Origin of the sequence: Kocuria gwangalliensis (assembly GCF_039544365.1) — a bacterium.
GTDB lineage: Bacteria > Actinomycetota > Actinomycetes > Actinomycetales > Micrococcaceae > Kocuria > Kocuria gwangalliensis.
In genome coordinates this window covers 131,088-155,075 of the sequence record NZ_BAABLN010000014.1, presented here as the reverse complement: position 1 = coordinate 155,075, position 23,988 = coordinate 131,088, and the positions used below count along the sequence as shown (strand labels likewise).

The window sequence follows — 23,988 nt, the reverse complement described above, 5'->3', positions numbered from 1 at the left end:
CACAACGTGTGCCACGCTATGACATCCGTTGACGAGGGGTCAACAGGTTGTGGGGTTAAGCACATGTAACGGGATGATAGAGATTTGATAACGGTGGCGCTGAACCGCTATTACGCGCGGGCGGACGCCCCAATGGTGGTCGTGCTGCGCACGCGCTCGTAAGCGTCCGCGTACGCACGTTCGTCCTGATCCGGGCCGCGCAACGCCGTGGGCGCGGGAAGGTCCGGACGCTGCACGTGGGCGCCGGCCTCTTCGGCGATCAACGCACCGGCGGCCCAGTCGTGCTCGTGCAGTGCCCGTTCCGAGTAACCGTCCAATGTTCCCTCGGCCACCATGCACAGGTCCAAAGAGGCCGCCCCCAGCCTGCGCATGTCCGTGTAGTGGTCCATGGTGTCCAGGAACGAGCCGAACTGCTCGCGGCGAATCACGGGATCGTAGGAGAAACCCGTTCCGTAGAGGGCGCCGGTGCGTTCGGGCACGGGGCCCGTGAGTCTCTTGTCCCTACCTTCGCGACGTACCCACGCGCCCATCCCCCGCACCGCGTAGTAAATGCGCCCCAGGGCCGGCGCGTGCACCACACCCACGAGCCAGTTGCCCTGGTCATCACACGCGGCCACCGAGGTGGCGTAGTAAACGATGTCCCTGATGAAGTTCGTGGTGCCGTCCAACGGGTCCACCGACCAGCGCACCCGGGAGCGGTTCTCCGGCACGAACGTGCCGGATTCCTCACCCGTAATGGCGTCCGAGGGCCGCTCCGAGCGCAAGACGTCCGCGACGGCGTTTTCCGCCGCCACGTCGAAAGCCGTGACCCAGTCCCCCGCGGAGCTCTTGTTCACGGCGTCGAACTCGGACTCGTCCCGCTTGTCCAGAACTGCGGCGCCCGCGGCGGCCGCGTGGAATGCCGTCTCCAGAAGCTCTTCGAGTTCGGCGGTGTCCGGGCCCAGGCCCTCCAGTACGCGATCCATGTGCTTAGTTCTCCTGCGGTTCTGTGGATGACTTTTCGGTGTCGGTGTCTGCACCGGTACTCGGCTCGTCCGCGGTGGGCGGCCCCTCTGCCAAGAGCCGCTCGAATCCGGCCTCGTCGAGGACGACAACACCCAGGGACTGGGCCTTGTCCAATTTGGAACCGGCGTTCTCGCCGGCCACGAGGAAATCGGTGTTCTTGGACACCGACCCCGAGGCCTTACCCCCGCGCACCAGGATCGCCTCCTTGGCGGAGTCGCGACTGTAGTTCTCCAGGGATCCGGTGACCACCACGGTCACGCCCTCGAGGGTGCGCGGTGTGGAACGGTCGATCTCGTCCTCCATGCGCACTCCGGCCTGAGCCCAGGTGTCGACCACGTTGCGCCGCCAGGACTCGCCGAAGAACTCCTTGACCGCCCGGGCAATGACCGGGCCCACTCCATCGGTGCCCGCAAGGGTCTCCTCATCGGCGTCCAGAATGGCCTGCATGGAGCCGAAGGCCGTGGCCAGTGAGCGGGCGGCGGTCGGGCCCACATGACGGATCGACAGCGCCACCAGCACGCGCCAGAGTTCCCTGGACTTGGCCTTCTCCAGTTCCTCGAACATTTGCTGGGTTGTCTTGGAGGGCACACTCGGCTTTGCCTTGGTGGGTTTGGTCCAGAAGTAGGGCACCAATTCCGGCGTGACCTTCTGGGTCTTCTCCCCCGACTCCTTGTCCGTGACCGTACGCTTGGACTCGCGCCAGATGCGGACATGTTCGAGATCCGCCGCGGTGAGATCGAATAACCGTGCTTCGTTCCGCAGGGGAGGTTCGGAGAACTCCGTGCCACCGGGGGCGTCCTGGGGCACGGGCCGGGTAAGGGCCTTGGCGGCTTCATAACCCAGCGCCTCGATGTCGAAAGCGCCCCGACCGGCCGCGTGGGCGATCCGCTCCATCAGCTGAGCGGGGCAGCTTTCCGCGTTGGGGCAGCGGATGTCCACGTCCCCTTCCTTGGCCGGGCGGAGCTCGGTACCGCAATTGGGGCAGTGCGTGGGCATCACGAATGCGCGTTCGGAGCCATCACGCAGCGCGGCCACGGGGCCCACGATCTCGGGGATCACGTCACCGGCCTTGCGGAGCACCACGGTGTCCCCGATGAGCACGCCCTTGGCCTTGACCACGTCCTGATTGTGCAGGGTGGCCATCTCCACCGTGGAACCGGCCACTTTCACGGGCTCCATCAGTCCGTACGGCGTCACACGGCCGGTGCGCCCCACGTTCACCCGGATGTCCAGGAGCTTGGTGTTGACCTCTTCCGGCGGGTATTTGTAGGCCACGGCCCAACGCGGCACGCGCGAGGTGTAGCCCAGCCGGAACTGTGTGCGGCGGTCGTTGACCTTAATGACAATGCCGTCGATTTCATGCAGCAGGTCGTGGCGTTTGTTGCCGAACTCCTCGATGAATTCCAGTACCTGCTCGACACTGTCCAGAACCTTGGAGTACGGGCTCACCGGAAGACCCCAGGAGGCAAGCACGTCGTAGGCCCCGGATTGGCTCTGCAGGTCGAAACCCTTTGCCGCACCGATCCCGTGGACGAACATCGACAACGGGCGCCGGGCAGTGACCTGAGGATCTTTTTGTCTCAGGGACCCCGCCGCGGCGTTGCGGGGATTGGCGAAGGGCGCACGGCCCTCCTCCACGATTTGCTCGTTGAGCGCGCGGAAGTCCTTGGAGGAAATGAACACTTCACCGCGTATCTCGACCTCTTGGGGGAGGTTCTCCCCGGTGAGCTTCTGCGGGATGTCCTTGATGGTCGCCACGTTGTGGGTGATGTCTTCACCCGTGGTGCCGTCGCCGCGAGTGGCCGCGCGCACCAGATCACCGTTGCGGTACAGCAGGTTCACGGCCAGCCCGTCGATCTTGACCTCGGAAAGCCACTCAACCCCGGGCGCGCCGGGAAGTCCGGCGACCTGGGCCTCGGCGCGAGTGAGCCACGCGGTCAGTTCATCGGTCGAGAAAACGTCCTCGAGCGAATACATTTTCTCGAGGTGCTTGACCGGCGCAAAGGCCGCGGAGACCTCGCCACCCACTTCCTGCGTGGGCGAATCATTGGCCACGAGGTGCGGGGTCAGGGCCTCGAACTCCTCGAGCTTGCGGTACAGCTCGTCGTACTCGGCGTCCGACATCGCGGGCTGGTCATGGACGTAATAGGCGGTACGCGCCTCACGCACGCGATCCGACAGGTGCGCGTATTCATCGCGCAGTGCCTCACTGGGCTCATCCGGATTCAGGTCCTGCCCGGAGGCATCCGTGGCCTGCTGGGTTTTCGTCACCTTGTTCTCACTCACCCCACCATTGTGTCCCACGGCTCGGACATGCTGCAGCGGTCCTCGACCGGCCCTCAGCGAAAATGGGCGGTGCGACCGAGACCATTCGCGTCTCGGTCGCACCGCACTTCACATGCAGGATCCCGTGGGCCTCGGGTGCCCTTACAGCGGCTTGACCACCAGTTCCAGGTGCGGCTTGTTGCGCTCGCCGTTCCAGACAGTGACCCGGGAGCTTTTCCAGTGCTCGCGGCGACCGTCGTCGTGCACGGCCACGGTGACGGTGGTCGGCAACAGGACGGGTGCCGCGAATTCCACGGACCACGAGAACCCCGCCCCGGCCGGCACCGCGGTGGCCGCGAGCGCGCGGGAGGCGGTGTACATGCCGTGGGCGATAGCGCCCTTCATGCCCAATGCCTTGGCCGACGGTCCCGACAGGTGAATCGGGTTGTAGTCCCCGCTCACTCCCGCGTACTGGCGGCCGGTATCCGCCGGCAAGGACCACTGCGCGGTCTGCTGCGGGGCCTTGAAAGGCACACCGAGCGAAGAGGGGGTCGATTCATCCTCACCGGTCCGTGCGTCCTCCCCCGCTACGGCGGCGGTCCGGCCCTTGGCAAGGTAACCGGAGCGTCCGGCCCACACCACGGTTCCGTCCGTCCGGGCCAGGGTGACGACGGCGTCCACCACGGTTCCGGCCCGGTGCGACCGGAGGTTCTCGGTCCAGGCGGTCGCGGTGAGTTCTTCGCCCACGGCCACGTCCATCACGTGCTGCACCGTGTTGGTCAGGTGGACCATTCCCATGACGGGCAACGGGAAGTCCTGGCGGGTCAGCACGGACATGGCCACGGGGAACGCCACCGAGTGCAGGGCCCCGGAGAACACCGCGGTCTCCGAGGATCCCGGAGTCAGCGGCCCGGGTGTCGCGTGCACCACGCGGCAGAATTTCTCATGCCATTCGGGGGTCACCACGAGACCCTCGACCACGTGTGCGACCCGGGGAACTTCCAGCGCTGCGCGCAATCGGTCTCCACCGCGACGGAGCAGGGAGCCGGGAAGTACCTTGCCCAGCGGTGACCTGCGCAGCACCGGCAAGGCGCGCGCGGCGGCGTCGCTGGCGAAACCACCGGCGGCGCTGGCACCGGCCGTGGCGTAGAGCAGGCCCAGGTTCGGCTTGGCGGCGGGTTCGACGAGTTCGTAGTTCCCGGGGACGGTGGGTAGCTGTTCGGGTGAACGGGTCATGGCGCTACGCTCCCACGAGGTTCTGGCCGCACACGCGCAGCGTCTGGCCGTTGATTCCGCCCGCTGCATCCGACAGCAGAAAGGTGATGGCCTGCGCGACGTCCTCCGGGAGGCCGCCCTGCTGCAGGGAATTGAGGCGACGTGAGATCTGGCGGCGGGCCGCCGGGATCTTGGCCGTCATCTCGGACTCGATGAAGCCCGGTGCCACCGCGTTGATGGTGCCACCCTTTTGCGCAATCAAAGGGGCCGTGGCCGCAACGGCACCGATGACCCCGGCCTTGGACGCCGCGTAGTTGGTCTGGCCGCGGTTACCGGCCACACCACTGGTCGAGGCAAGGCACACAATGCGCGGGCGCTCCCCGAGCGTGTCGGAGGCCAGAACCGCCTGGGTGATCCGCAACTGCGACTCGACGTTCACGGCGATCACGGAGTCCCACTTGGCCTGATCCATGTTGGCGAGCATCTTGTCCCGGGTGATGCCGGCATTGTGGACCAGGAGATCCAGCCTGCCGTACCGCTCCGCCGCCAGATCGAGGATCCTCTCCCCCGCTCTGGGGTCCGTGACGTCCAGCTGGAGTGCGGAAACATGCAGGTCGTTGGCCAGCTTGGTGAGTGCCTCACCGGCGGCGGGAACATCCACCACGATCACCATGGCACCGGCTTGCGCCAGGGTCCGGGCGATCTGGGCGCCGATCCCGCGGGCCGCTCCGGTCACCACCGCGACCTTGCCGGCCACGGGCTGATCCCAGTTCGCGGTCGAGTCACCGCGCTCGTCGGTCACCGTGAGGAACTGCCCGTCCACGAACGCGCTGCGCCCGGACAGGAAGAACCGCAGGGCGCCCACCACGGAGGGTGCGTCAGGGGACACACCGTCCGCCACCAGGATGCCGTTGGCGGTGGTGCCGCCGCGCATTTCCTGCGCGGTCGAGCGCACGAGCCCCACTACGCCCTGACGGGCCGCGGCCACGGCGGGGTCCTGAGCTTCCGCGCCGGACGGGGTTCCCGACGCCGCTCCGGTCCCGATTCCCGGGGCCGGTCGCGAGATCGTGATGACCCGGCCGCCGGCGCGTAACTTACGCAGCACGGAGGACAGCTCGAGCGCCGCCTTGCCCAGGTCGGAGGGAGTGGTGAGCTCGGTGTAGTCGATGATCACCGCTCCCACGCGGTCCACTTCCTGGGCGTGGCGGCGCACATCGAGGTTCCACCCGAGCATCGCGTGGGCGGCGGCGTCGGCGGCCTGTCCCTTACCCAGAACGAGAACGGAACCCTCGGGGAAATCGCCGCCGGCCCGGTAACGGCGCAGCTTGGCCGGGTTGGGCAGGCCCAGCTTGCCCGCCACCTGCTTACCCAATCCGGAACTGACAAGGTCCAAATATGTATCTGCCACTCAAAGCTCCTGACAATCGAGAATCTGCGGGGAACGCGCCCTAGACGGAACGCACGATCATGGCCACGCCCTGACCACCGGCGGCGCACACGGAGATCAGCGCGGTCTGCGGGCGCCCTTCGGTCTTGGCGCGGGCGGCCAGTTCCTTGGCGGTGGAGGCCACAATGCGGCCGCCGGTCGCCGCGAACGGGTGACCCGCCGCGAGCGAGGAACCATTGACGTTGAGCTTGGAACGGTCCACCGAGCCCACCGGCTCGGACAGCCCCAGGCGGTCGCGGCAGAACTCCTCGGATTCCCACGCGGCCATGATCGCCAGAACGGTGGAGGCAAAGGCCTCGTGGATTTCAATGAGGTCCATGTCCTGCAGGGTCAATCCCTGGCGGGCCAGCAAACGCGGCACCGCGTACGCCGGGGCCATGAGCAGGCCTTCGTGACCGCTGACGAAGTCCACCGCGGCGGCCTCGGAATCGACGACCTCGGCCAGCGGTGCCAAATGGTGCTCGGCGGCCCAGTCCTCGCTGGTGAGCAACACCGCGGAGGCACCGTCCGTGAGCGGAGTGGAGTTTCCGGCGGTCATCGTGGCCTCGCCGGAGAGCTTCTTACCGAACACGGGGCTCAGGGTGGACAGCTTCTCCACGGTGGAATCCGCACGCATGTTGTTGTCCCTGGACACACCCTTGAACGGGGTGACCAGGTCGTCGAAGAACCCGCGATCGTAGGCGGCGGCCAGGTTCCGATGCGAGGACGCGGCAATGTGATCCTGATCCTCGCGGCTCACCTCCCACTGCTGGGTGGTCAGCGCCTGGTGCTCCCCCATGCTCAGTCCGGTCCGGGGTTCCCCCGTGGTGGGGGCCGAGGGGACCAGGTCGTTGGGGCGCAGGTTCTTGAGCGCCTTGAGCTTCTGAGTGGTGGTCTTGGCGCGCTGCAGTTGCAGCAGCGCGCGGCGCAGACCCTCACTCACGGCAATGGGTGCGTCCGAGGCGGAGTCCACGCCGCCGGCGATACCCGCCTCGATCTGACCCGTGCGGATCTTGTTCGCAATGGTGCTCACCGTTTCCATACCGGTCGCGCACGCCATCTGAATATCGAACGCCGGGGTAGCGGGATCCAGGGCGGAGCCCAGCACGGCTTCGCGGGTGAGATTGAAATCGCGGGAGTGCTTGAGCACGGCGCCACCGGCCACGGCGCCCAGCCGCTCGCCGGAGATTCCGGCGCGCGCCACCAGGCCGTCAATGGCAGCGGTGAGCATGTCCTGGTTCGAGGCGCTCGCGTAGGCACCGCCGGCGCGTGCGAACGGGATGCGGTTACCCGCGACCACCACGGCGCGCCGGAGGGACTGCTGTGCATTCTGCTGGTTGTTGTCCATGGAAGAGCTACTCCTCGTGGGTTCCTGTGGTGTGGATCACCTGAAACCCACAGTAGCTGATACTCTCGGTATCGTGAAACAGGTCTCAAAGAACGTTGATGGTCGGAATTCGCGGTGGCAGCGTCACCGTGCCAAGCGACGCATCGAACTGATCACCGCCGCGCGAGACGCGGTGGCCACCCACGGTGCCGGTATTTCCATGGAAGAGATCGCCACCGCGTGCGGTACGTCCAAGTCCGTCTTCTACCGGTACTTCAAGGACAAGTCCGGGGTACAAGCGGCCGTGGGCGAATACTTCGTGTCGCGCATGCGAACCCGCATGGTGGCCGCGGCCCACGAGGCGGACTCGTTTGCGGCCACGGTGCACGCCCTGGTGAAGGAGTACCTGAAGTCCGTGGATGCCTCCGCGGACGTCTACCGCTTTGTGGTGACCGCCCCGGCAGACGGGGACTCGGCCATCGAACAATTCCTGGACTCCGTGTGCCAATTACTCATGGACCAGCACATCCGGCACCGCGGCGAACAAGCAATGCCGTGGGCGCTGCTGCAGTGTTGGGCGGCGTCGACCGTGGGCATGGTCCGGGGCGCCGGGGAAGCCTGGCTCGCCCTGCCCGACACCGATGACAAACCGGACCGGACCGCCATGGGCCGCCTCATTACCGACTGGGCCGTTCAGGGCTTGCGGCCGGAGACCTACACCGAATTCTCCGCGGAAGACGCTTCCTCCCGGACAACCCCTCAGGAGTCATGATGACCACCACGTCCCGCCCCGAAACCCACCCCTCGACCCACCGGATGGCGCAGGTCTCCGAGGACGCCGCGCTGCCCACACACATCGATGTGGCCGGTCTGGGTGAAGTGCTACTGGGCCGCTGGCCGGAGGCGCGCAAGGCCGCCCGAGAGCGCGCCCTGGATCCCCGCCTGCACAGTGACCACAACCTCACGTTCGAGGATCAGCGCGAGCGCACCTTCGAGCAGGTCAAGATCCTTCGCGACGCCGGCACAGCACTGGTGGGCATGCCCGAGTACCTGGGCGGTTCCAACAGCCCCGGCGCCAACGTCTCCGCGTTCGAGGAACTCGTGCTCGCTGACCCGTCCCTCCAGATCAAGTCCGGCGTGCAGTGGGGCCTGTTCGGTTCGGCCGTGCTCAATCTGGGGTCCGAGGAACACCACCTCCAGTGGCTGCCGGACATCCTCAATCTCACCACCCCCGGCGTGTTCGCGATGACGGAGATCGGTCACGGTTCCGACGTGGCCTCCATCGGCACCACCGCCACCTACCTCCCCGAGACCGACGAGTTCGAGATCCACACACCGTTCAAGGCCGCATGGAAGGACTACCTGGGCAACGCTGCGGTGCACGGCAGGGCCGCAGTGGTCTTCGCGCAGTTGATCGTCAAGGGCACCAACCACGGGGTGCATTGTCTGTACGTTCCCCTCCGCAACGACAACGGTGAGTTCCTGCCCGGAGTGGGCGGTGAGGACGACGGCCGCAAGGGTGGCCTCAACGGCGTGGACAACGGCCGCCTGCACTTCACGCACGTGCGCGTGCCCCGCTTCAACCTGCTCAACAAGTACGGGGCCGTGGACGAGAACGGTGACTACTCCTCCCCCATTGCCTCCCCGGGCCGCCGCTTCTTCACAATGATCGGCACCCTCGTGCAGGGGCGTGTGTCCCTGGACGGTGCCGCCACACTCGCCAACCAGATGGCGCTCACCATTGCCGTCCGGTACGCGGAACAGCGCCGTCAGTTCAACACCGACTCGGACATCCGCGAGCAGACCCTGCTGGATTACCAGCAGCACCAACGCCGGTTGATCCCGCGCATTGCGGAGACCTACGCGATGATCTTCGCCCACCAGCAGTTGCTCGACAAGTTCCAGGAGGTCTTCTCCGGCGAGGACGACTCGGACGGCAACCGCCAGGATTTGGAGACCCTGGCCGCCGCCTTCAAATCGATGTCCACCTGGAGCGCCCTGGCCACCCTGCAGGAGACCCGTGAGGCGTGCGGCGGCGCCGGCTTCATGGCCAAGAACCGCATTCCGCAGTTGCGAGCGGACCTCGATATTTACGCGACCTTCGAGGGTGACAACACGGTTCTGCTGCAGCTGGTGGCCAAGCGCCTGCTCACGGACTACTCGGACGAGTTCAAGAATGCGGACGTGGGTGTGATGGCCCGCTACGTGGCCGATCGCGCGACCGAGGCCGGCTTCAACCGTTCCGGTTTGCGCAAGCTCACCCAGGCCTTCACGGACACCGGTGACGCCCGCAGATCGGTCAACGCACTGCGCGATCCCGAGGCACAGCGCGCGTTACTGATGGACCGCGTCGAAACCATCATTGAGGACGTCGCGGACGAGATGCGTGCCGTGGCCCGCAAGTCCAAGAAGGAACAGGCGGAGGTGTTCAACAACAATCAACATCGCCTGATCCAGGCCGCCCGCTCCCACGCCCAGTTGCTGCAGTGGGAGGCCTTCACCGAGGGGCTCGAGAAGATCCAGGACCCCGGCACCAAGCGCGTCCTCACGTGGTTGCGTGACCTGTTCGGCCTGCACCTGCTCGAGGAGAACCTGGGCTGGTACCTGGCCTACGGTCGACTCTCGATGCGCCGCGGCCGCGCCCTGCAGAGCTACGTGAACCGGCTGATCTCCCGGCTGCGCCCCTACTCCCTGGAACTCGTGGACTCCTTCGGCCTGAGCGCAGAGCTGTTGCGCGCGGAGATCGCCGGAACCGTGGAGGAGGAGCGTCAGCAGGAAGCGGACGAGTACTTCCGCCGCCTGCGCGCCAGCGGTGACGCGCCCGCCAAGGAGGCCAAGCCCGCTCGCGACCCCAAGGCGGAAACCCGGGGTCACCACGCGTAGGTCTCACCGTCTCCACGCCGACGCCGCCCGCGAGACTCTCGCGGGCGGCGTCGGCCGTTGCAGAACTAATTAATGCGTTTGATGGTGCCCGTGGTGAGCCGAGGATCGTCAGCCTCGAGGACGTCCGCCACGATCAATGTCACGTTGTCCCGGCCGCCGGTTCGCAGCGCCGCCTGCAACAGGACGTCCGCGGCTTCCTTGGGATGGTGCACGGCGTGGAGCACCCGGGCGATGTGCGCCGGTGACAGCTCACCGGTGAGACCGTCCGAACACATCAACAAGCGCTGGCCCGGACGCGCCGGAATCACAATGACGTCCGGTTCCCACACCTGACCGGTGCCCAGTGCTCGGGTGATCACGTTGCGCCGCGGATGAACGAGCGCCTGAGCCGGGGTGAGTTGACCGATCGACACCAGGTACTGGACCTCGGAATGGTCCACGGTCAACTGGGCCACGCCCACGGGGTGTTCGGGATCGGTGGGGCGCTCGCCCACGGGCGGGCCGGTCAGCTCGTACGTGCGGGAGTCTCCCACGTTGAAAACCAGCCACAGCCACTGCCCCGCAATGTGCACCAGCCACGCGCCGGTGACGGTGGTTCCCGCGCGGGTACCGCACTGGGCCTGAATCGCCTGATCGGCTTCCCACAACACGGACCGCAAACGATGCACGGCGCCAAGTGCCTCATTGGGCACATCGGGATCGAGCTTAAGCTGCCGGTCGATCGTCGCGCGGAACCGGGACACGTCCAAGCCGGGTTCGGGCTCCACGATCCGGTAGTCCATGAAGTTCTCGAGCGTGAACAACTCCGACGAGCCGAGAGTGGACACGCACAACGCGCTGGCGACCTCACCGGCCTCGTGACCACCCATACCGTCCGCCACAGCCACCATGGTGTCGGTGACGACCAGGGAATCTTCGTTGGATTCCCTCCGCAGACCTCGATCGGTGACACCGCCCGACCGGATGGCCAGCGAGATGCTCATTCGTCCTCGTCTTCCAGTCGGGGGCCCTCGCCCTGAGTCAGGGACACCGGCTGCACATCACCGAAACCGCGTACGTTCCGGGAGGGTTGTGGTGTGAGGACGAACCTGTTGTCATTGGTCAACACGGAGGCCGTGGAGGCATCCACCACCACTCCTCCGGGATCGGTCAGCGCCACCAGCCGGGAGGCCAGGTTCACGGTGGGCCCGTACAGGTCACCCAGCCGGGGTAACACGCGACCCCACACGAAGGCCACGCGGGCCTCCGGGAGGAGCGGGTCGTTCTTGATCAGTCTGGACAACGCCAGGGAAATCTGGGCACCGCCCTGCGGGGTCTCGGACAGGAACATGACCTCATCACCAATGGTCTTGATCACCCGGCCCCCGCCCATGGAAATGATTTCCGCGCAGCGCTTCTCGAACCGCTGCACCAGATTGGCCAGGGTGCGCTCGTTCATTTGCCGCGACAGAGAGGTATAGGAGACCAGATCCGCGAATCCGACGCCGCGGGCCAGCGGAAGCGACGAGCCGCCCACGTCCGTACCGTGCTCCCCCAGGCTCTCCGTGGACCCATCGGCGCGCTCACCGCGCATGGCGAGCCGCTGCACGGCGGCCGATAATTGCCGACGCCACGAATAATCGAGCAACTTCTTGAGCGGATCCACCATGTCGGGCAGCACATGCAGCAGTTCGCGCCGCGCCTGGGCGTCCGTCATGCCCTGGTGCGCCACCATGTCCTCGACGAGCGCCTCGATCTGCCACACGACCATGCGGTCGGACAGTTGCGCAACCGAGCGGGCCAGGGACAACGCCGCTTCCTCGGACAATTTGTCCCGCTGCACCAGGTCGGAGACCACGCGTAGCGCCAGGACGTCCTCCTGGGTGAAGTACACCTCGTCCTCGCTGAGATTCGGGAACCCCAGTGCGCGCCAGATTTTTCGCGCGGAGGCGGTGGACAGATCCGCGGCGTGTGCGGTGTCGCGGCGTTTGAGGTTCCGCTCGGAGCCCAGCAGGAGCTGATCAAGGTTCTTGACGGCCGCCTTGGACTCCTCCGACCCGTACAGATTGGACTGCACCGGGTTGTGCAGATTGAGGTTGATCTGCTCGGTCTGGGGACCGACCACGGGCTGGTCCGAGCGCTCGTTGGGGTCTTCAGCCACGCGGCCCTCCTTGAAAACTGCTCGTCGGTGATGTGCTCATGCCAGACCTACTGTAATTGCCAGCGGGCCGTGCGGACTGTTGAATCAGGTCGACCATGGCGGCCGGTTGCGGGCAGGCCACCAGTTTGAGGCCGCCCAGGGCCCCGAAGTCCGCAATGACCGTTCCCCGGTCCACTCGGCGGGTCAGGACGGCAAACACTCCGGTGGGCGCCACCGCGCGTGCGCTGCGCAATGCATCCAATGGCAGGGCCACCACGTTGTCCTTGGCGGGCGGACCGGTCAGGGCCAAGCGCTGATTGGTCAGAACGAACACGGTACGCAGCCAGCGCCACGCCGGCAGCAGCACATACCGGCACGCCACCCACAGCGCGGCAAGGGTAATGACCCAACCCACCAGCGAATGCAGGGTGGTCCAGGGTGCTTCGTAGGGCCGCCAGATCAGGTCCAGCAGTCGTCGCAGCGCCGAGTACAGCAGCACGGTGCACCACGCGATCACGGCCGGTCCCACCAATCTCACGGGGTGGGCCCTGGTGGCGACAATCGTTACCTCACCCGGCCTGGGCACCAGGCGGTTCTTGGTTCTCATGCCCGGTCCCCCGCCGTGCGGTCCTGGATCTCGTGGATCGCGCGCTGTTCGGCCGCGGTTCGGGGCTCACCGGGTGCGGGCCGCACGTGCACGACGTCGCCGGCGGACAAGGCGCGCGCGGCGCCGTCGTGGCCGCGAACGATCAACTCACCCGATGTCCCCAGGCCCTCGGCCACTGCCTGTTCCGGCGCCGTGGAGCCGGGCAAATGCAGTGCCACGCGGCGTCCCAGGGTGTCCACTTCCGATTCGAGGAGAGCGCGCATTTCCCCGCCCGGTCCGAATTCGGCGCCGGGGTCCGCGCTCGCTCGGTGATAGCAGCGGGCGAATTCGCGCAAGATCTCGGTGAGCAGTGCTTGTCGGCCGGGTACGGCAGCGGCGTCACCGGCCTCCAGGAGCAGCGACGTAGCGGCGGGGACCGGTAGGTGACGCTGACTCACGTTCAAGCCCGCACCCACCACCACGCCGGGGGCGGAGCCATCCCGGGGAGAGACCAGCGAAGCCAGCACACCGCACACCTTGCGCGAGTCCACCAGAACATCATTGGGCCACTTGATCACCGCGGGAGCACCCACGCTGTCCCGGACCACACGCGTCACACTGTGCGCCATGATCAGCGTCAGCCACGGCACGTATTCCATGGGCCAAGGGTGACCCGCTGCCGTGTGCGGCGAGCACGCCACGGAAAAGGTGAGCGCCACGCCCGGCGGCGTGAACCATTGCCGGTCCAGGCGACCCTTACCCGCGCTCTGAAAACCGGTGACCACGGCACTCAGTTCAGCACCCCCGGTTTCCCGCACCCGGTCCGCGAGCCACCGATTGGTGGAATCGACCTGGTCCAACACGGTCACGGCGGAAAATCCGGAGTCCGCCAACGAGGACTGCAACTGGTCTGCGCGCAAATCCGCTGCCGGTGCCAGGGCAGTGGGGTCCATGCGGGTGACTCCTTCGAAGGGGACGTGAAAGTCGTTATTTCTCAGCTTATGTCTACCGGCGCTGTCGGGGCATAAGCTGAACGGAAGCAACCCCACATCAGGCCGGTGAAAGGCAACTATGAGCATTTTTGCAGTGACCTACTCTTACGGCGGCCCCACGGAGACCCTCAACGAACACCGCCCCGCTCACCGCGCCTACCTGGGCGAGCTGGCGCAGCAGGGAAAGATCATGGGCTCGGGGCCGTTCACGGACCAGGGCGCCGCCGGTGCCCTGCTCGTGTTCTCGGCCGAGAGCGCGGAGGAAGTCCGGGCCATCCTGGCTGAGGATCCGCTGGTCATTCAGGGTGTCGTAACCGACCACAGCGTGCGTGAATGGAGCATCAACACCGGCACGTGGTCGTGACTGACCGGCCACGACTACACGTAAGAACCCGTCACGGGATTGTGGGACCCCTACAAAGGCAAGGGCCGCCCCGCAGAATAAGCTTGTGACGTCCTGAACCTGGGACACCCGGTGCTCCCATCCCTGTACCGGACCGAGATAACGCGAGGTGCCATGAGCCACGACCTGACCACCACCGCAGGCAAGATCGCCGATTTCCGCGAGCGCCGTGAGAAGTCCGAGCGGCCCGCCGGTGACGCGGCGGTCGAGAAGCAGCATTCCCGCGGTAAGAACACCGCCCGCGAGCGCATTGAGATGCTGCTGGACGTGGACTCCTTCGTGGAGTTCGATGCTCTGGCCGTGCACCACTCCACGATGTTCGGCATGGAGAAGAAAAAGCTGCTGGGTGACGGCGTGGTGACCGGTTACGGCACCGTGGACGGCCGGTTGGTTGCCGTGTACTCCCAGGACTTCGGGGTCTTCGGCGGTTCGCTGTCCCAGGTCAACGGCGAAAAAATCGTCAAGGTTCAAAAGTTCGCCCTGCGTAATGGCTGCCCCGTGATCGGCATCAACGACGGCGGCGGCGCTCGGATCCAGGAGGGCGTGGCCTCCCTGGCGATGTTCGCGGACATTTTCCGGATGAACGTGCGTTCCTCCGGAGTGGTTCCCCAGATCTCCCTGATCATGGGCCCGTGCGCCGGCGGCGCCGCCTACTCCCCCGCCCTGACGGACTTCGTGGTCATGGTGGACAAGACTTCGCACATGTTCATCACCGGCCCGGACGTGATCAAGACCGTCACCGGTGAAGAAGTGGACATGGAGACCCTGGGCGGTGCCCGCTCCCACAACGAACGCACCGGCACCGCGGCCTATCTGGCCGCTAATGAGCAGGACGCCTTCGACTTCGTGCATGAACTCCTCGAATATCTGCCGGGTAACAACCTGCAGGACTCCCCGCGTATGGAGCACGACCAGATCCTGGAAATCGATGATGAGGACCTGGGTCTGGACACGCTCATTCCGGATTCCGCCAACCAGCCCTACGACATGCGCACCGTGATCGAGACCGTGGTGGACGACGGTCACTTCATGCAGATCCAGGAGCTCTACGCGCCCAACGTGATGGTCGGTTACGGCCGCGTGGAGGGTCAGACGGTGGGCATCGTGGCCAATCAGCCCATGCAGTTCGCCGGCACCCTTGACATCGCCGCGTCGGAGAAGGCCGCGCGTTTCGTGCGCCACTGCGATGCGTTCAACATCCCGATCCTGACCTTCGTGGACGTCCCCGGCTTCCTGCCGGGCACGGACCAGGAATTCAACGGCATCATTCGCCGCGGCGCCAAGTTGCTGTACGCGTACGCGGAGGCGACCGTTCCCATGGTCACCCTGATCACGCGCAAGGCCTACGGTGGCGCGTACATCGTGATGGGTTCCAAGAAGCTGGGCGCGGACATCAATTTGGCCTGGCCCACCGCTCAAATCGGTGTGATGGGCGCTCAGGGAGCGGTGGAGATTCTCTACCGCCGCGATCTGAAGGCCGCAGCGGACAACGGCGAGGACACCGCCGCTCTGCGCGCGGAGCTTGCTCAGAAGTTCGAGGAGGACCTGTTGAATCCCTATCAGGCCACGGAACTCGGGTTCGTGGATTCGGTCATCATCCCGTCCGAGACCCGCACTCAGATCATCAAGGCGTTGCGCGGTCTGGCCGACAAGCGCGCGTCGATGCCCGCCAAGAAGCACGGGAACATTCCGCTGTGAGCGCCCACGCCAAGACGTGTGCGGCGGTGTCCGGGTTGGAGTCCGTAGATCCCCAGGACAAGCGCGACCCCCTCTTCACGGTCACGCGCGGCAACCCGACCGCCGAGGAACTCGCCGCGCTCACCGCGGTCTTTATGAGTTACGACGCCGCTGCGGGCGATGCGCACTCCACTCCCGTTCGCGTACCGCGAGTACAGTCGCGTCGCATGCGGCTGGGAATGAAACTTCGCCCCGGGTGGGGCGCGTGGCGGCGCACACGGCCGGAAAGCTGACCCCGGGGTTCATGATTTCCCCAGCATAATGGTGGGCGTGAATGTCATTGTCTCGAGCGTGTTGTGGAGCCTGGCCCTCCTTCTGCTGGCCAGTGGCGTGGCCAAGCTGCTCACCCGCAAGACCGACGACAGCGCCCTGAATGTCATGGCACTACCCGCCCTGGTGAACAGGCGGGCCACGCGCACCGCGTTCCCCTGGGTCGAGATCCTCTTGGCGCTGGCTCTGGTGCTGAGCTCCGGAATCGTCCTCTGGGCGGCCACGGCCGCCGCCGTGGTGCTCTTCGCCGCATTCACGGTGTTCGTGAGCATCGGTGTGCGCCAGGGTGACCCGGCGTCCTGCGGGTGCTTTGGTTCGTGGTCTCGAGCGCCCATGTCCTGGCGCACCATTGTTCGCAATCTGGTCTTCGTGGCCCTGGCCACCATTGCGTTCCTTGCGGCGAGTACCGGTTCCTACCCCGGACCCGCCCTGCCGTTGCCGTGGTGGACCGTGGTGGCGGCGGCTGTTCCGCTGGTAGTCATCGGGGTGATCGTGTGGGCCGAAAGGGGCGCCCCGACCCAGCAGGGGTTGCGCGCGGCTCAGCTGAGCACCCTTGCGCCGCTGCCGCAGTACCTCAACTCTCGGGAGACAACCTCCCGGCCCAGCACCGCCGAGGTCGTGGACCCCGCCGTCACCACTCACCCGGGTGACGCGGCTGTCGAGGCAGACAATGACGTTCGGCTTCCGATTCCCCTCGGCTGGGCCGTTGACAGCAAGGGTCAGCGAGTGTCACTGCGCATCATGGCGCACAGCCAGGCACGTGCCCTGTTCTACGTCGGCCCGGAATGCGACCCGTGCCTGACCGTCATTCACCGGCTCCGGAACATTCCCCATGCTCTGGGCCCGGTGGCACTGCACACCGTGGTCTCCCATGAAGATGTTCTGCGGGCCCTGCCCGAGTCCCTGCGCCCCAACGCCCTGGTGGACCCGGACCGGTCGCTGGCCGGCTCTTTGGGTATGGTGTCCACCCCGTGGGCCGTGGTCCTGGGTGCCGACGGCTTGCTGGCGGGCGGTCCCGTAGCAGGCGGCCCGGCCGTGGGGCGGCTACTGAATGAACTGCTGGAACGCTTCGACACGGCTCCCCGTTCGTAACCACCGCCCGCGTGCGACCGTGTCATCTCGCCGGGTGGGACTAGTGTGGCTTCTCGTGACTGACACGCAGACCGGCAACGGTTCGACCCACGAGCTCCCCCCGCTGGGAACGGTTCACCGTCCCGCCACCCCGGTGGATGACCTGGCCAACCGGCATTTCGAGCGCTCCATGAGGCTGGATCCTCTGACGGCCGCGTTGAACGGTCTCACCGGTTACGGACCCGCCTACCCTGATTACGGACCTCAGGGTCGAGCGGACAGAGCACACTTGCGCACCGAAACTCTCCGGGCCCTGCGGTCAGCACAACCCCTGGACGACGTCGATCGGGTCACGATTCACGCCCTGCGCAATCAGCTGAACCTGGAGGCGGACCTGCATTCCGCGAACCTGGATGTGTCACCCGTCAACAACATTGCCTCCCCGGTGCAGGGGGTGCGCGAAATCTTCGACAACATGCCCACGAACAGCACGCAGGACTGGGAGCACATCGTCGAGCGGTTGCATCACGTGCCCCGCGCTCTGGGCAGTTACACCGAGGGGTTACGCGAGGCGGCCTCGCTCGGCAAAATGGCCTCGATGACCCAGATCCGAGAAGCCGGAGCGCAAGCGGAGGCCTACTCCGAACTCAAGGGGCCCCTGGGCGCACTTCTGACCCATGGAGCCGTCCCCGCACACCTCCGGCCTGCGTTGGAGCAAGCCGTGACCCGGGCCCGCGAGGCCTACTCGGCCCTGGTGCGCTCGTATCACGAAGATTTCGCCCCGTCCGCCCGGGAATCCGACTCCGTGGGGGAGGACGACTACCGCCTGTATCTGCGCTCTTTCCTGGGTGCCACCCTCGAACCTCGCGAGGTGTACGAGTGGGGCATCGACCAGTTGCGCACGTTGGATCAGGAACAGCGCCTGGTGGCCCACGAGATCCTGCCGGGCTCATCCATTCGTGAGGCCATGAACGCGCTCAACGACGACCCGGCCCGCCGCCTGGATTCCACCGATGCCCTGCAGCACTGGATGCAGGAACTCGCCGATCGGGCCGTGTCCGAACTGTCCACGACTCACTTCGAATTCACGGACGCCATGCGCAACCTGGAATGCAGGATCGCGCCCACGCAGGACGGCGGAATTTACTACACCCCGCCCAGTAGCGACTTCTCCCGCCCCGGGCGCATGTGGTGGTCGGTCCCCGAGGGCACCCACCACCACGCCACGTGGGAGGAAACCACCACCGTCTACCACGAAGGCGTCCCCGGGCACCACTTGCAATGCGCGACCGCCTTGGCCAACGCGGGTGAACTCAATGACTGGCGCCGCATGGGAATTTGGGTGTCGGGCCACGGTGAAGGCTGGGCACTGTACGCCGAGCGCCTCATGGCCGAACTCGGATACCTGGATGACCCCGGTGACCGCATGGGGATGCTCGATTCGCAGCGGCTGCGCACGGTGCGAGTGATTTTCGATGTCGGATTCCACTGCGGTTATGAAGTGCCGGGGCAACTGGGTGACCTGCTCGGTGGCGCTCGCCCCGGTGAGGTGTGGTCCCCGCAGGACGGGTGGGACTTCCTGACCCACAACGTGATCATGGACCCCGCCGTGCTGCGTTTCGAATGGTTGCGCTACATGGGCTGGCCGGGCCAGGCGCCGTCGTACAAACTGGGCCAGGAACTGTGGCTGGACCTGCGCCGGCAAGTAAAGGCGCGCGAAGGCGAGCGGTTCGATCTCAAACAGTTCCACAGCCGCGCATTGCGCCTCGGGTCCGTGGGATTGGACACACTCGCACACGCCATGACTCTCTAGTCCTGCGTGTTCTCGCGGGTTTGTTTCCGATTCGGTACAACGACGGCGCTCGGTACGTAACATTTCGTCATACAGCACGTGCGCTTTATGATTCGCCGCTCTACGCTGGCTGATATGAATTCCGCAGAAAATACTCGGCGCCTACCGAAATGGATGACCTCCTTCGGTTGGCAGATCTTGATCGCCCTGATCCTGGGCGTGCTCCTGGGCTCCCTGGCCGCATCCATGGGTGGCGACCCCGAGGAGAATCCCAACTGGTTGATGACCACGCTGGACACCATTGGCGCCAGCTACGTCACGCTACTGAAGGCAGCCGTGGTGCCCCTGGTGGTGACCGCCGTGATCGCCTCGATCGCCAACCTCCGCGACGTCTCCAATGCGGCCCGGCTCGCGTGGAAGACCCTGGTGTGGTTTGCGATCACCGCGCTGATTGCCGTGCTGATCGGCATGGTGCTGGGTGTGGTGATTCAGCCCGGCGTGGGTACCGGCCAAGCACAACCCGGTGAATACACGGGCTCCGAGGGCTCCTGGCTCGGATTCCTCAAGGGCATCATCCCGGTGAACTTCCTGGGACTGGAGGCCACCTCCAAGATGCCCGACGCGGAAACCGTGACCACGGCACTGAACTTCAACGTGTTGCAGATCCTGGTGATCTCCGCCGTGGTGGGTATTGCCGCGCTCAAGGTCGGTAAGGCCGCAGAACCGTTCCTGACCTTCATGCAGTCCGGTCTGGCAATCATGCAGAAAATCGTGTGGTGGATCATTCGCCTGGCACCGCTGGGCACCCTGGGTCTGATCGGACGCGCGGTGTTCGAATACGGCTGGACCTCCATGGGCTCGCTGGTCAGCTTTGTGATCACCGTGTACGTGGGTCTGCTCCTGGTCGGTTTTGTGGTCTACCCCATCCTGATCAAGATCAACGGCCTGTCCATCAAGCAGTTCTTCTCCGGCGTGTGGCCGGCCATGCAGCTGGGCTTCGTCTCCCGTTCGTCCCTGGGAACCATGCCGCTGACCCAGCGCGTGAGCGAACGGAATCTGGGCGTACCCCGGCATTACGCGTCCTTCGTTATCCCGCTGGGCGCCACCACAAAGATGGACGGTTGCGCAGCCATTTATCCGGCCGTCGCAGCAATCTTCGTGGCCCAGTTCTACGGTGTTGCGCTGACCCCCATGCACTTCGTGCTGATCGCCCTGGTGTCCGTGCTGGGTTCGGCGGCAACCGCGGGAACCACCGGCGCCACCGTCATGCTGACGCTGACGCTGTCCACCTTGGGTCTGCCGCTCGAGGGAGTGGGCCTGTTGCTGGCCGTGGACCCGATCCTGGACATGGGTCGCACCGCGCTCAACGTCACCGGTCAAGCCCTGGTGGCCGCGATCGTGTCCAAGCGTGAGGGCATCATCGACATGGACCTGTACAACGCCCAGCGCTCCGGTGAGCCGTTCTCGGACGAGGACACTCACCAGCAATTGTCCCCGGCCGGCACCCGAACCGGAACCGGCGAGGGATCGCACGCCCTTGCGCCGTCGGGCCCCAGTGACGGGCAACGCGTGGACTGAGCCCTAACTCGAAAAACGGCGAAAACTCACAGACAAGGAGCGGCACGGGATACCCGTGCCGCTCCTTGTCCGCCCCCGACGGAACCACTAGGCTGTGAACCACATCACCACAATGACGTAGGAGATTCATGCCATGACGGTTTACCAACAGCCCGGCCAGGACGGCGCCAAGGTCACTTTCAAGCCCCGTTACGAACACTTCATCGGCGGTGAATGGGTGGCGCCCGTCAAGGGCCAGTACTTCGAAGACATCACACCCATTACGGGACAACCCTTCACCGAGGTGGGCCGCGGCACCGCCGAGGACATCGAAGCGGCCTTGGACGCGGCGTGGGCCGCAGCGCCGTCGTGGAATGCCACGTCTCCCACCGAGCGCGCGTTGATGCTGAACAAGATCGCGGATCGCATGGAAGAGAACCTCGAAACCATTGCGGTCGCGGAGACCTGGGACAACGGCAAACCCATTCGCGAATGCCTCAATGCGGACATCCCGCTCGCAATCGACCATTTCCGCTACTTCGCCGGAGCCATCCGCGCCCAAGAGGGCCGCTTGTCCCAGTTGGACGAGAACACGGTGGCCTATCACTTCCACGAGCCCCTGGGTGTGGTGGGTCAGATCATCCCGTGGAACTTCCCGATCCTGATGGCCGTGTGGAAACTCGCTCCCGCGTTGGCCGCCGGTAACTGTGTGGTGCTCAAGCCCGCCGAGCAGACTCCCGCCTCCATCTTGGTGCTCATGGAGCTCATCAAGGACCTGGTGCCCGCCGGAGTCATCAATATCGTCAATGGTTTCGGCGCAGAATGCGGCAAGCCGCTGGCGTCCAACAAGCGGATCCGCAAAATCGCATTCACGGGTGAGACCACCACAGGCCGCCTGATCATGCAGTACGCCTCCGAGAACATCATTCCGGTCACGTTGGAACTGGGTGGCAAGTCCCCCAACATCTTCTTCGAGGACATTGCGGCGCAGAAGGACGGCTTCTACGACAAGGCGTTGGAGGGCTTCGCGTTCTTCGCGCTGAACCAGGGTGAGGTGTGCACGTGCCCCTCACGCGCGCTGGTCCAGGAATCGATTTACGACCAGTTCCTGGCCGACGGTATTGATCGGGTCTCCAAGATCACGGCGGGTAACCCGCTGGACACGGACACCATGATCGGCGCCCAGGCATCCACCGATCAGCTCGAGAAGATCCTCTCCTACCTGGACATCGGTAAGAAGGAGGGCGCCAAGGTGCTGATCGGCGGTGAACGCGCCGAGCTCGACGGCGATCTGGCGGGCGGCTTCTACGTGCAGCCCACCGTGTTCGAGGGCACCAACGACATGCGCGTCTTCCAGGAGGAGATCTTCGGCCCCGTGCTGTCGGTGGCCAAGTTCAGCACCTACGACGAGGCCATTGGCGTGGCCAATGACACGCTGTACGGGCTCGGTGCCGGCGTGTGGGCGCGCAGCGGCAACATTGCCTATCGCGCCGGACGCGCCATCCAGGCCGGTCGCGTGTGGGTGAATCAGTACCACAACTACCCCGCTCACTCGGCGTTCGGCGGGTACAAGTCCTCGGGGATCGGACGCGAGAACCACCTGATGATGTTGGACCACTATCAGCAGACCAAGAACCTGTTGGTGTCCTACACCGAGACCCCTCAGGGATTTTTCTAAACCCTGAGCGAAAGGTAGTGAGGTGCCATGAGCGCACAACCTTTTGAACCGCAAGACCTGGGCGGTCTTGAGTACCACGTGGTGCTCGAGACCGCCCCGGTGGTGCCCGGCGACACCACCTCTCGGGTGGGCTTCACCTGGCCCGCCGTGGCCTTGCTGCAGGAACTATGGGACCAACACGGACCGCTCATGTTCCACCAATCGGGCGGCTGCTGCGACGGTTCGTCCCCCATGTGCTTTCCCGCCGGAGAATTCCGAACGGGAGCTGCGGATGCGCTGCTGGGGGTTGCCCAGTTGCCGTCGCCGTCCGGTGGGGAGCTGGGCCCTTTGGAGTTCTGGATCTCGACCGAACAATTCGAGGTGTGGCGTCACACGCGCTTGATCATCGATGCGATTCCGGGTCGGGGCGGGGGGTTTTCCCTGGAAGCGCCCACGGGCAAACGGTTTCTCACGCGCAGCGAACTCTGCATCGTGCCGCCGGTCGAGTCAGGCCCGTAAGAACGCAACACGCATCCTGTGGGTCAACAACCGCGAGGCCACCTTTCACCCGCCGGCCCTGGGGCATCCGCGCGCTTCATGAGAAGTTCACGCGGGAGCACGCGGGGATTACTTTGTGTCCCCTGATACATCGCGCCAGCCTTGCACGGCTGGCCACGGTATTCTCCGCATGCTCCCACATCCCCCGTGAACCGGCGGTGTAGGCCTTGTTTCGCCTCCCCGGGAATGAAACATCAACCACCGCCGGGTGACCCCGAGGGAGGACGCCAAGTGCGCACTCAATCCGTCATCGCTGGGGTTACTCAAAAGTAACCTATTAGCCGTGACGCGTCAATGATATCGACAAAAAATAGTTGACAAGGATTTCCGGACGGATCTGGGCGGTGGCTGCGCTCCCGCATGCGTCACCGCCTTTGGGTCTTCGTCGTTCGACTCGTATATTGAAACCCATGCGTCCTGTTCTCATTCTGGCCTCGCAGTCTCCTGCGCGCGCATCCCTGCTGACGCGCGCACACCTTCCGTACGACACCGTGGTCTCGCACGTGGACGAGGACGCCGCGCTCGCCGAGCACGGGCCATTGAGTCCCTCGGACACGGCACTGCTGCTGGCGCGAGCCAAGGCGGAAGCGGTGGCGAGTCTGGAGGTTGCCGAGGGCCGTGTGGTTCTGGGGTGCGACTCGGTCTTCGAACTCGACGGCGAGAGTTACGGCAAGCCCTACACCGCGGATGTGGCGGTGGAACGAATCACCGCCATGAGCGGACGGAAAGGCACCCTGCACACCGGCCATTGGCTCGTGGATCGCGGAAACGGCGAAACCCTCGGTGAGGGTGCCGTCAGCTCTGCGGACGTCTATTTTGCGCAGATGTCCCGCGAGGAGATCGACGATTACGTAGCCACCGGCGAACCCCTGCAGGTCGCCGGCTCATTCACCCTTGACGGCCGAGGATCAGTGTTCATCGAACGCGTGGACGGAGACCCCAATGCCGTGATTGGCCTGAGCATCTCCACGCTTCGCCGGCTGTTGGCCGCCCGCGGCATCAGTCCAAGCCATTGGTGGCGGCCAACACCACAGGTCACCACGTCATGATTTGTAGAAGACCTACAGATCAACCCCGCACCCGGGCCTTCGCTTAGGTGATCTCCAGTACGGGGCACTAATCTGC

General features: G+C 65.4%; 20 protein-coding genes. 11 read left to right on the top strand and 9 right to left on the bottom strand.

Features of this window, described 5'->3' with window-relative positions; translation table 11 throughout:
* Window positions 1–110: 110 nt before the first annotated feature.
* The 5 genes from ABEA06_RS06975 to ABEA06_RS06955 form a co-directional block, all read right to left on the bottom strand.
* Complete coding sequence (locus ABEA06_RS06975) at window positions 111–965, bottom strand: inositol monophosphatase family protein (protein WP_303382271.1); 855 nt, start codon at window positions 963–965, stop codon at window positions 111–113.
* Window positions 966–969: 4 nt separating this feature from the next.
* Window positions 970–3,276: an NAD-dependent DNA ligase LigA gene (gene ligA / locus ABEA06_RS06970; RefSeq protein ID WP_345311038.1), complete on the bottom strand. Its 2,307-nt coding sequence runs from the start codon at window positions 3,274–3,276 to the stop codon at window positions 970–972.
* Between the two features lie 156 nt (window positions 3,277–3,432).
* A complete protein-coding gene (locus ABEA06_RS06965; protein WP_345311016.1) occupies window positions 3,433–4,506 on the bottom strand; it encodes a MaoC family dehydratase in 1,074 nt (357 codons plus the stop codon).
* 4 nt (window positions 4,507–4,510) lie between these two features.
* Window positions 4,511–5,893: a 3-oxoacyl-ACP reductase gene (locus tag ABEA06_RS06960; RefSeq protein WP_345311015.1), complete on the bottom strand. Its 1,383-nt coding sequence runs from the start codon at window positions 5,891–5,893 to the stop codon at window positions 4,511–4,513.
* A 40-nt stretch (window positions 5,894–5,933) separates the two neighbouring features.
* Window positions 5,934–7,259, bottom strand: a complete 1,326-nt coding sequence (locus ABEA06_RS06955; protein ID WP_345311014.1) for an acetyl-CoA C-acetyltransferase — start codon at window positions 7,257–7,259, stop codon at window positions 5,934–5,936.
* Between the two features lie 73 nt (window positions 7,260–7,332).
* On the opposite strand from ABEA06_RS06955, the gene ABEA06_RS06950 reads away from it, so the two are divergent.
* Both ABEA06_RS06950 and ABEA06_RS06945 read left to right on the top strand, forming a co-directional pair.
* Window positions 7,333–8,010: a TetR/AcrR family transcriptional regulator gene (locus tag ABEA06_RS06950; RefSeq protein ID WP_303382120.1), complete on the top strand. Its 678-nt coding sequence runs from the start codon at window positions 7,333–7,335 to the stop codon at window positions 8,008–8,010.
* The gene (locus tag ABEA06_RS06945) at window positions 8,010–10,121 is read left to right on the top strand and encodes an acyl-CoA dehydrogenase family protein (RefSeq protein ID WP_303382119.1); all 2,112 of its coding nucleotides are present in this window, start codon (window positions 8,010–8,012) and stop codon (window positions 10,119–10,121) included. Before ABEA06_RS06950 ends, ABEA06_RS06945 begins: the two co-directional genes overlap by 1 nt.
* 65 nt (window positions 10,122–10,186) lie before the next feature.
* Here ABEA06_RS06945 and ABEA06_RS06940 read toward each other — a convergent pair whose 3' ends face one another.
* Genes ABEA06_RS06940 through ABEA06_RS06925 form a run of 4 tightly spaced genes read right to left on the bottom strand, consistent with a single transcriptional unit; the run spans window position 10,187 to window position 13,779 of the window.
* A complete protein-coding gene (locus ABEA06_RS06940) occupies window positions 10,187–11,104 on the bottom strand; it encodes a PP2C family protein-serine/threonine phosphatase (protein ID WP_303382118.1) in 918 nt (305 codons plus the stop codon).
* Window positions 11,101–12,261 carry an adenylate/guanylate cyclase domain-containing protein gene (locus tag ABEA06_RS06935; protein ID WP_303382117.1) on the bottom strand — a complete coding sequence of 387 codons (1,161 nt, stop codon included), beginning with the start codon at window positions 12,259–12,261 and terminating at the stop codon, window positions 11,101–11,103. The genes ABEA06_RS06940 and ABEA06_RS06935 overlap by 4 nt, the downstream gene beginning before the upstream one ends.
* Window positions 12,254–12,847 (bottom strand): hypothetical protein, encoded by a 594-nt coding sequence (locus ABEA06_RS06930; protein ID WP_303382116.1) that lies wholly within the window; start codon window positions 12,845–12,847, stop codon window positions 12,254–12,256. Before ABEA06_RS06930 ends, ABEA06_RS06935 begins: the two co-directional genes overlap by 8 nt.
* Complete coding sequence (locus ABEA06_RS06925; protein ID WP_303382115.1) at window positions 12,844–13,779, bottom strand: biotin--[acetyl-CoA-carboxylase] ligase; 936 nt, start codon at window positions 13,777–13,779, stop codon at window positions 12,844–12,846. Before ABEA06_RS06925 ends, ABEA06_RS06930 begins: the two co-directional genes overlap by 4 nt.
* A 118-nt stretch (window positions 13,780–13,897) precedes the next feature.
* On the opposite strand from ABEA06_RS06925, the gene ABEA06_RS06920 reads away from it, so the two are divergent.
* The 9 genes from ABEA06_RS06920 to ABEA06_RS06880 all read left to right on the top strand — a co-directional run bounded on the left by ABEA06_RS06920 (window position 13,898) and on the right by ABEA06_RS06880 (window position 23,912).
* Window positions 13,898–14,182 carry a YciI family protein gene (locus ABEA06_RS06920; RefSeq protein ID WP_303382114.1) on the top strand — a complete coding sequence of 95 codons (285 nt, stop codon included), beginning with the start codon at window positions 13,898–13,900 and terminating at the stop codon, window positions 14,180–14,182.
* 153 nt (window positions 14,183–14,335) lie between these two features.
* Entirely contained in the window at window positions 14,336–15,919 is a 1,584-nt protein-coding gene (locus ABEA06_RS06915; RefSeq protein WP_312396360.1) for an acyl-CoA carboxylase subunit beta, read from the top strand.
* Window positions 15,916–16,191, top strand: coding sequence for an acyl-CoA carboxylase subunit epsilon (locus ABEA06_RS06910; RefSeq protein ID WP_345311013.1), 276 nt, complete (start codon window positions 15,916–15,918; stop codon window positions 16,189–16,191). The genes ABEA06_RS06915 and ABEA06_RS06910 overlap by 4 nt, the downstream gene beginning before the upstream one ends.
* 37 nt (window positions 16,192–16,228) lie before the next feature.
* Window positions 16,229–17,320, top strand: a complete 1,092-nt coding sequence (locus ABEA06_RS06905; protein WP_345311012.1) for a MauE/DoxX family redox-associated membrane protein — start codon at window positions 16,229–16,231, stop codon at window positions 17,318–17,320.
* Between the two features lie 55 nt (window positions 17,321–17,375).
* The gene (locus ABEA06_RS06900) at window positions 17,376–19,112 is read left to right on the top strand and encodes a DUF885 domain-containing protein (RefSeq protein ID WP_303382110.1); all 1,737 of its coding nucleotides are present in this window, start codon (window positions 17,376–17,378) and stop codon (window positions 19,110–19,112) included.
* Between the two features lie 114 nt (window positions 19,113–19,226).
* On the top strand, window positions 19,227–20,669 hold the full coding sequence (locus ABEA06_RS06895; protein ID WP_303382109.1) for a dicarboxylate/amino acid:cation symporter: 1,443 nt from the start codon (window positions 19,227–19,229) through the stop codon (window positions 20,667–20,669).
* 133 nt (window positions 20,670–20,802) lie between these two features.
* Entirely contained in the window at window positions 20,803–22,326 is a 1,524-nt protein-coding gene (gene exaC, locus ABEA06_RS06890; RefSeq protein ID WP_345311011.1) for an acetaldehyde dehydrogenase ExaC, read from the top strand.
* 27 nt (window positions 22,327–22,353) lie between these two features.
* Entirely contained in the window at window positions 22,354–22,824 is a 471-nt protein-coding gene (locus tag ABEA06_RS06885) for a DUF779 domain-containing protein (protein WP_345311010.1), read from the top strand.
* Window positions 22,825–23,273: 449 nt separating this feature from the next.
* Window positions 23,274–23,912 (top strand): Maf family protein, encoded by a 639-nt coding sequence (locus tag ABEA06_RS06880; protein ID WP_345311009.1) that lies wholly within the window; start codon window positions 23,274–23,276, stop codon window positions 23,910–23,912.
* The last annotated feature ends 76 nt before the right edge of the window (window positions 23,913–23,988 follow it).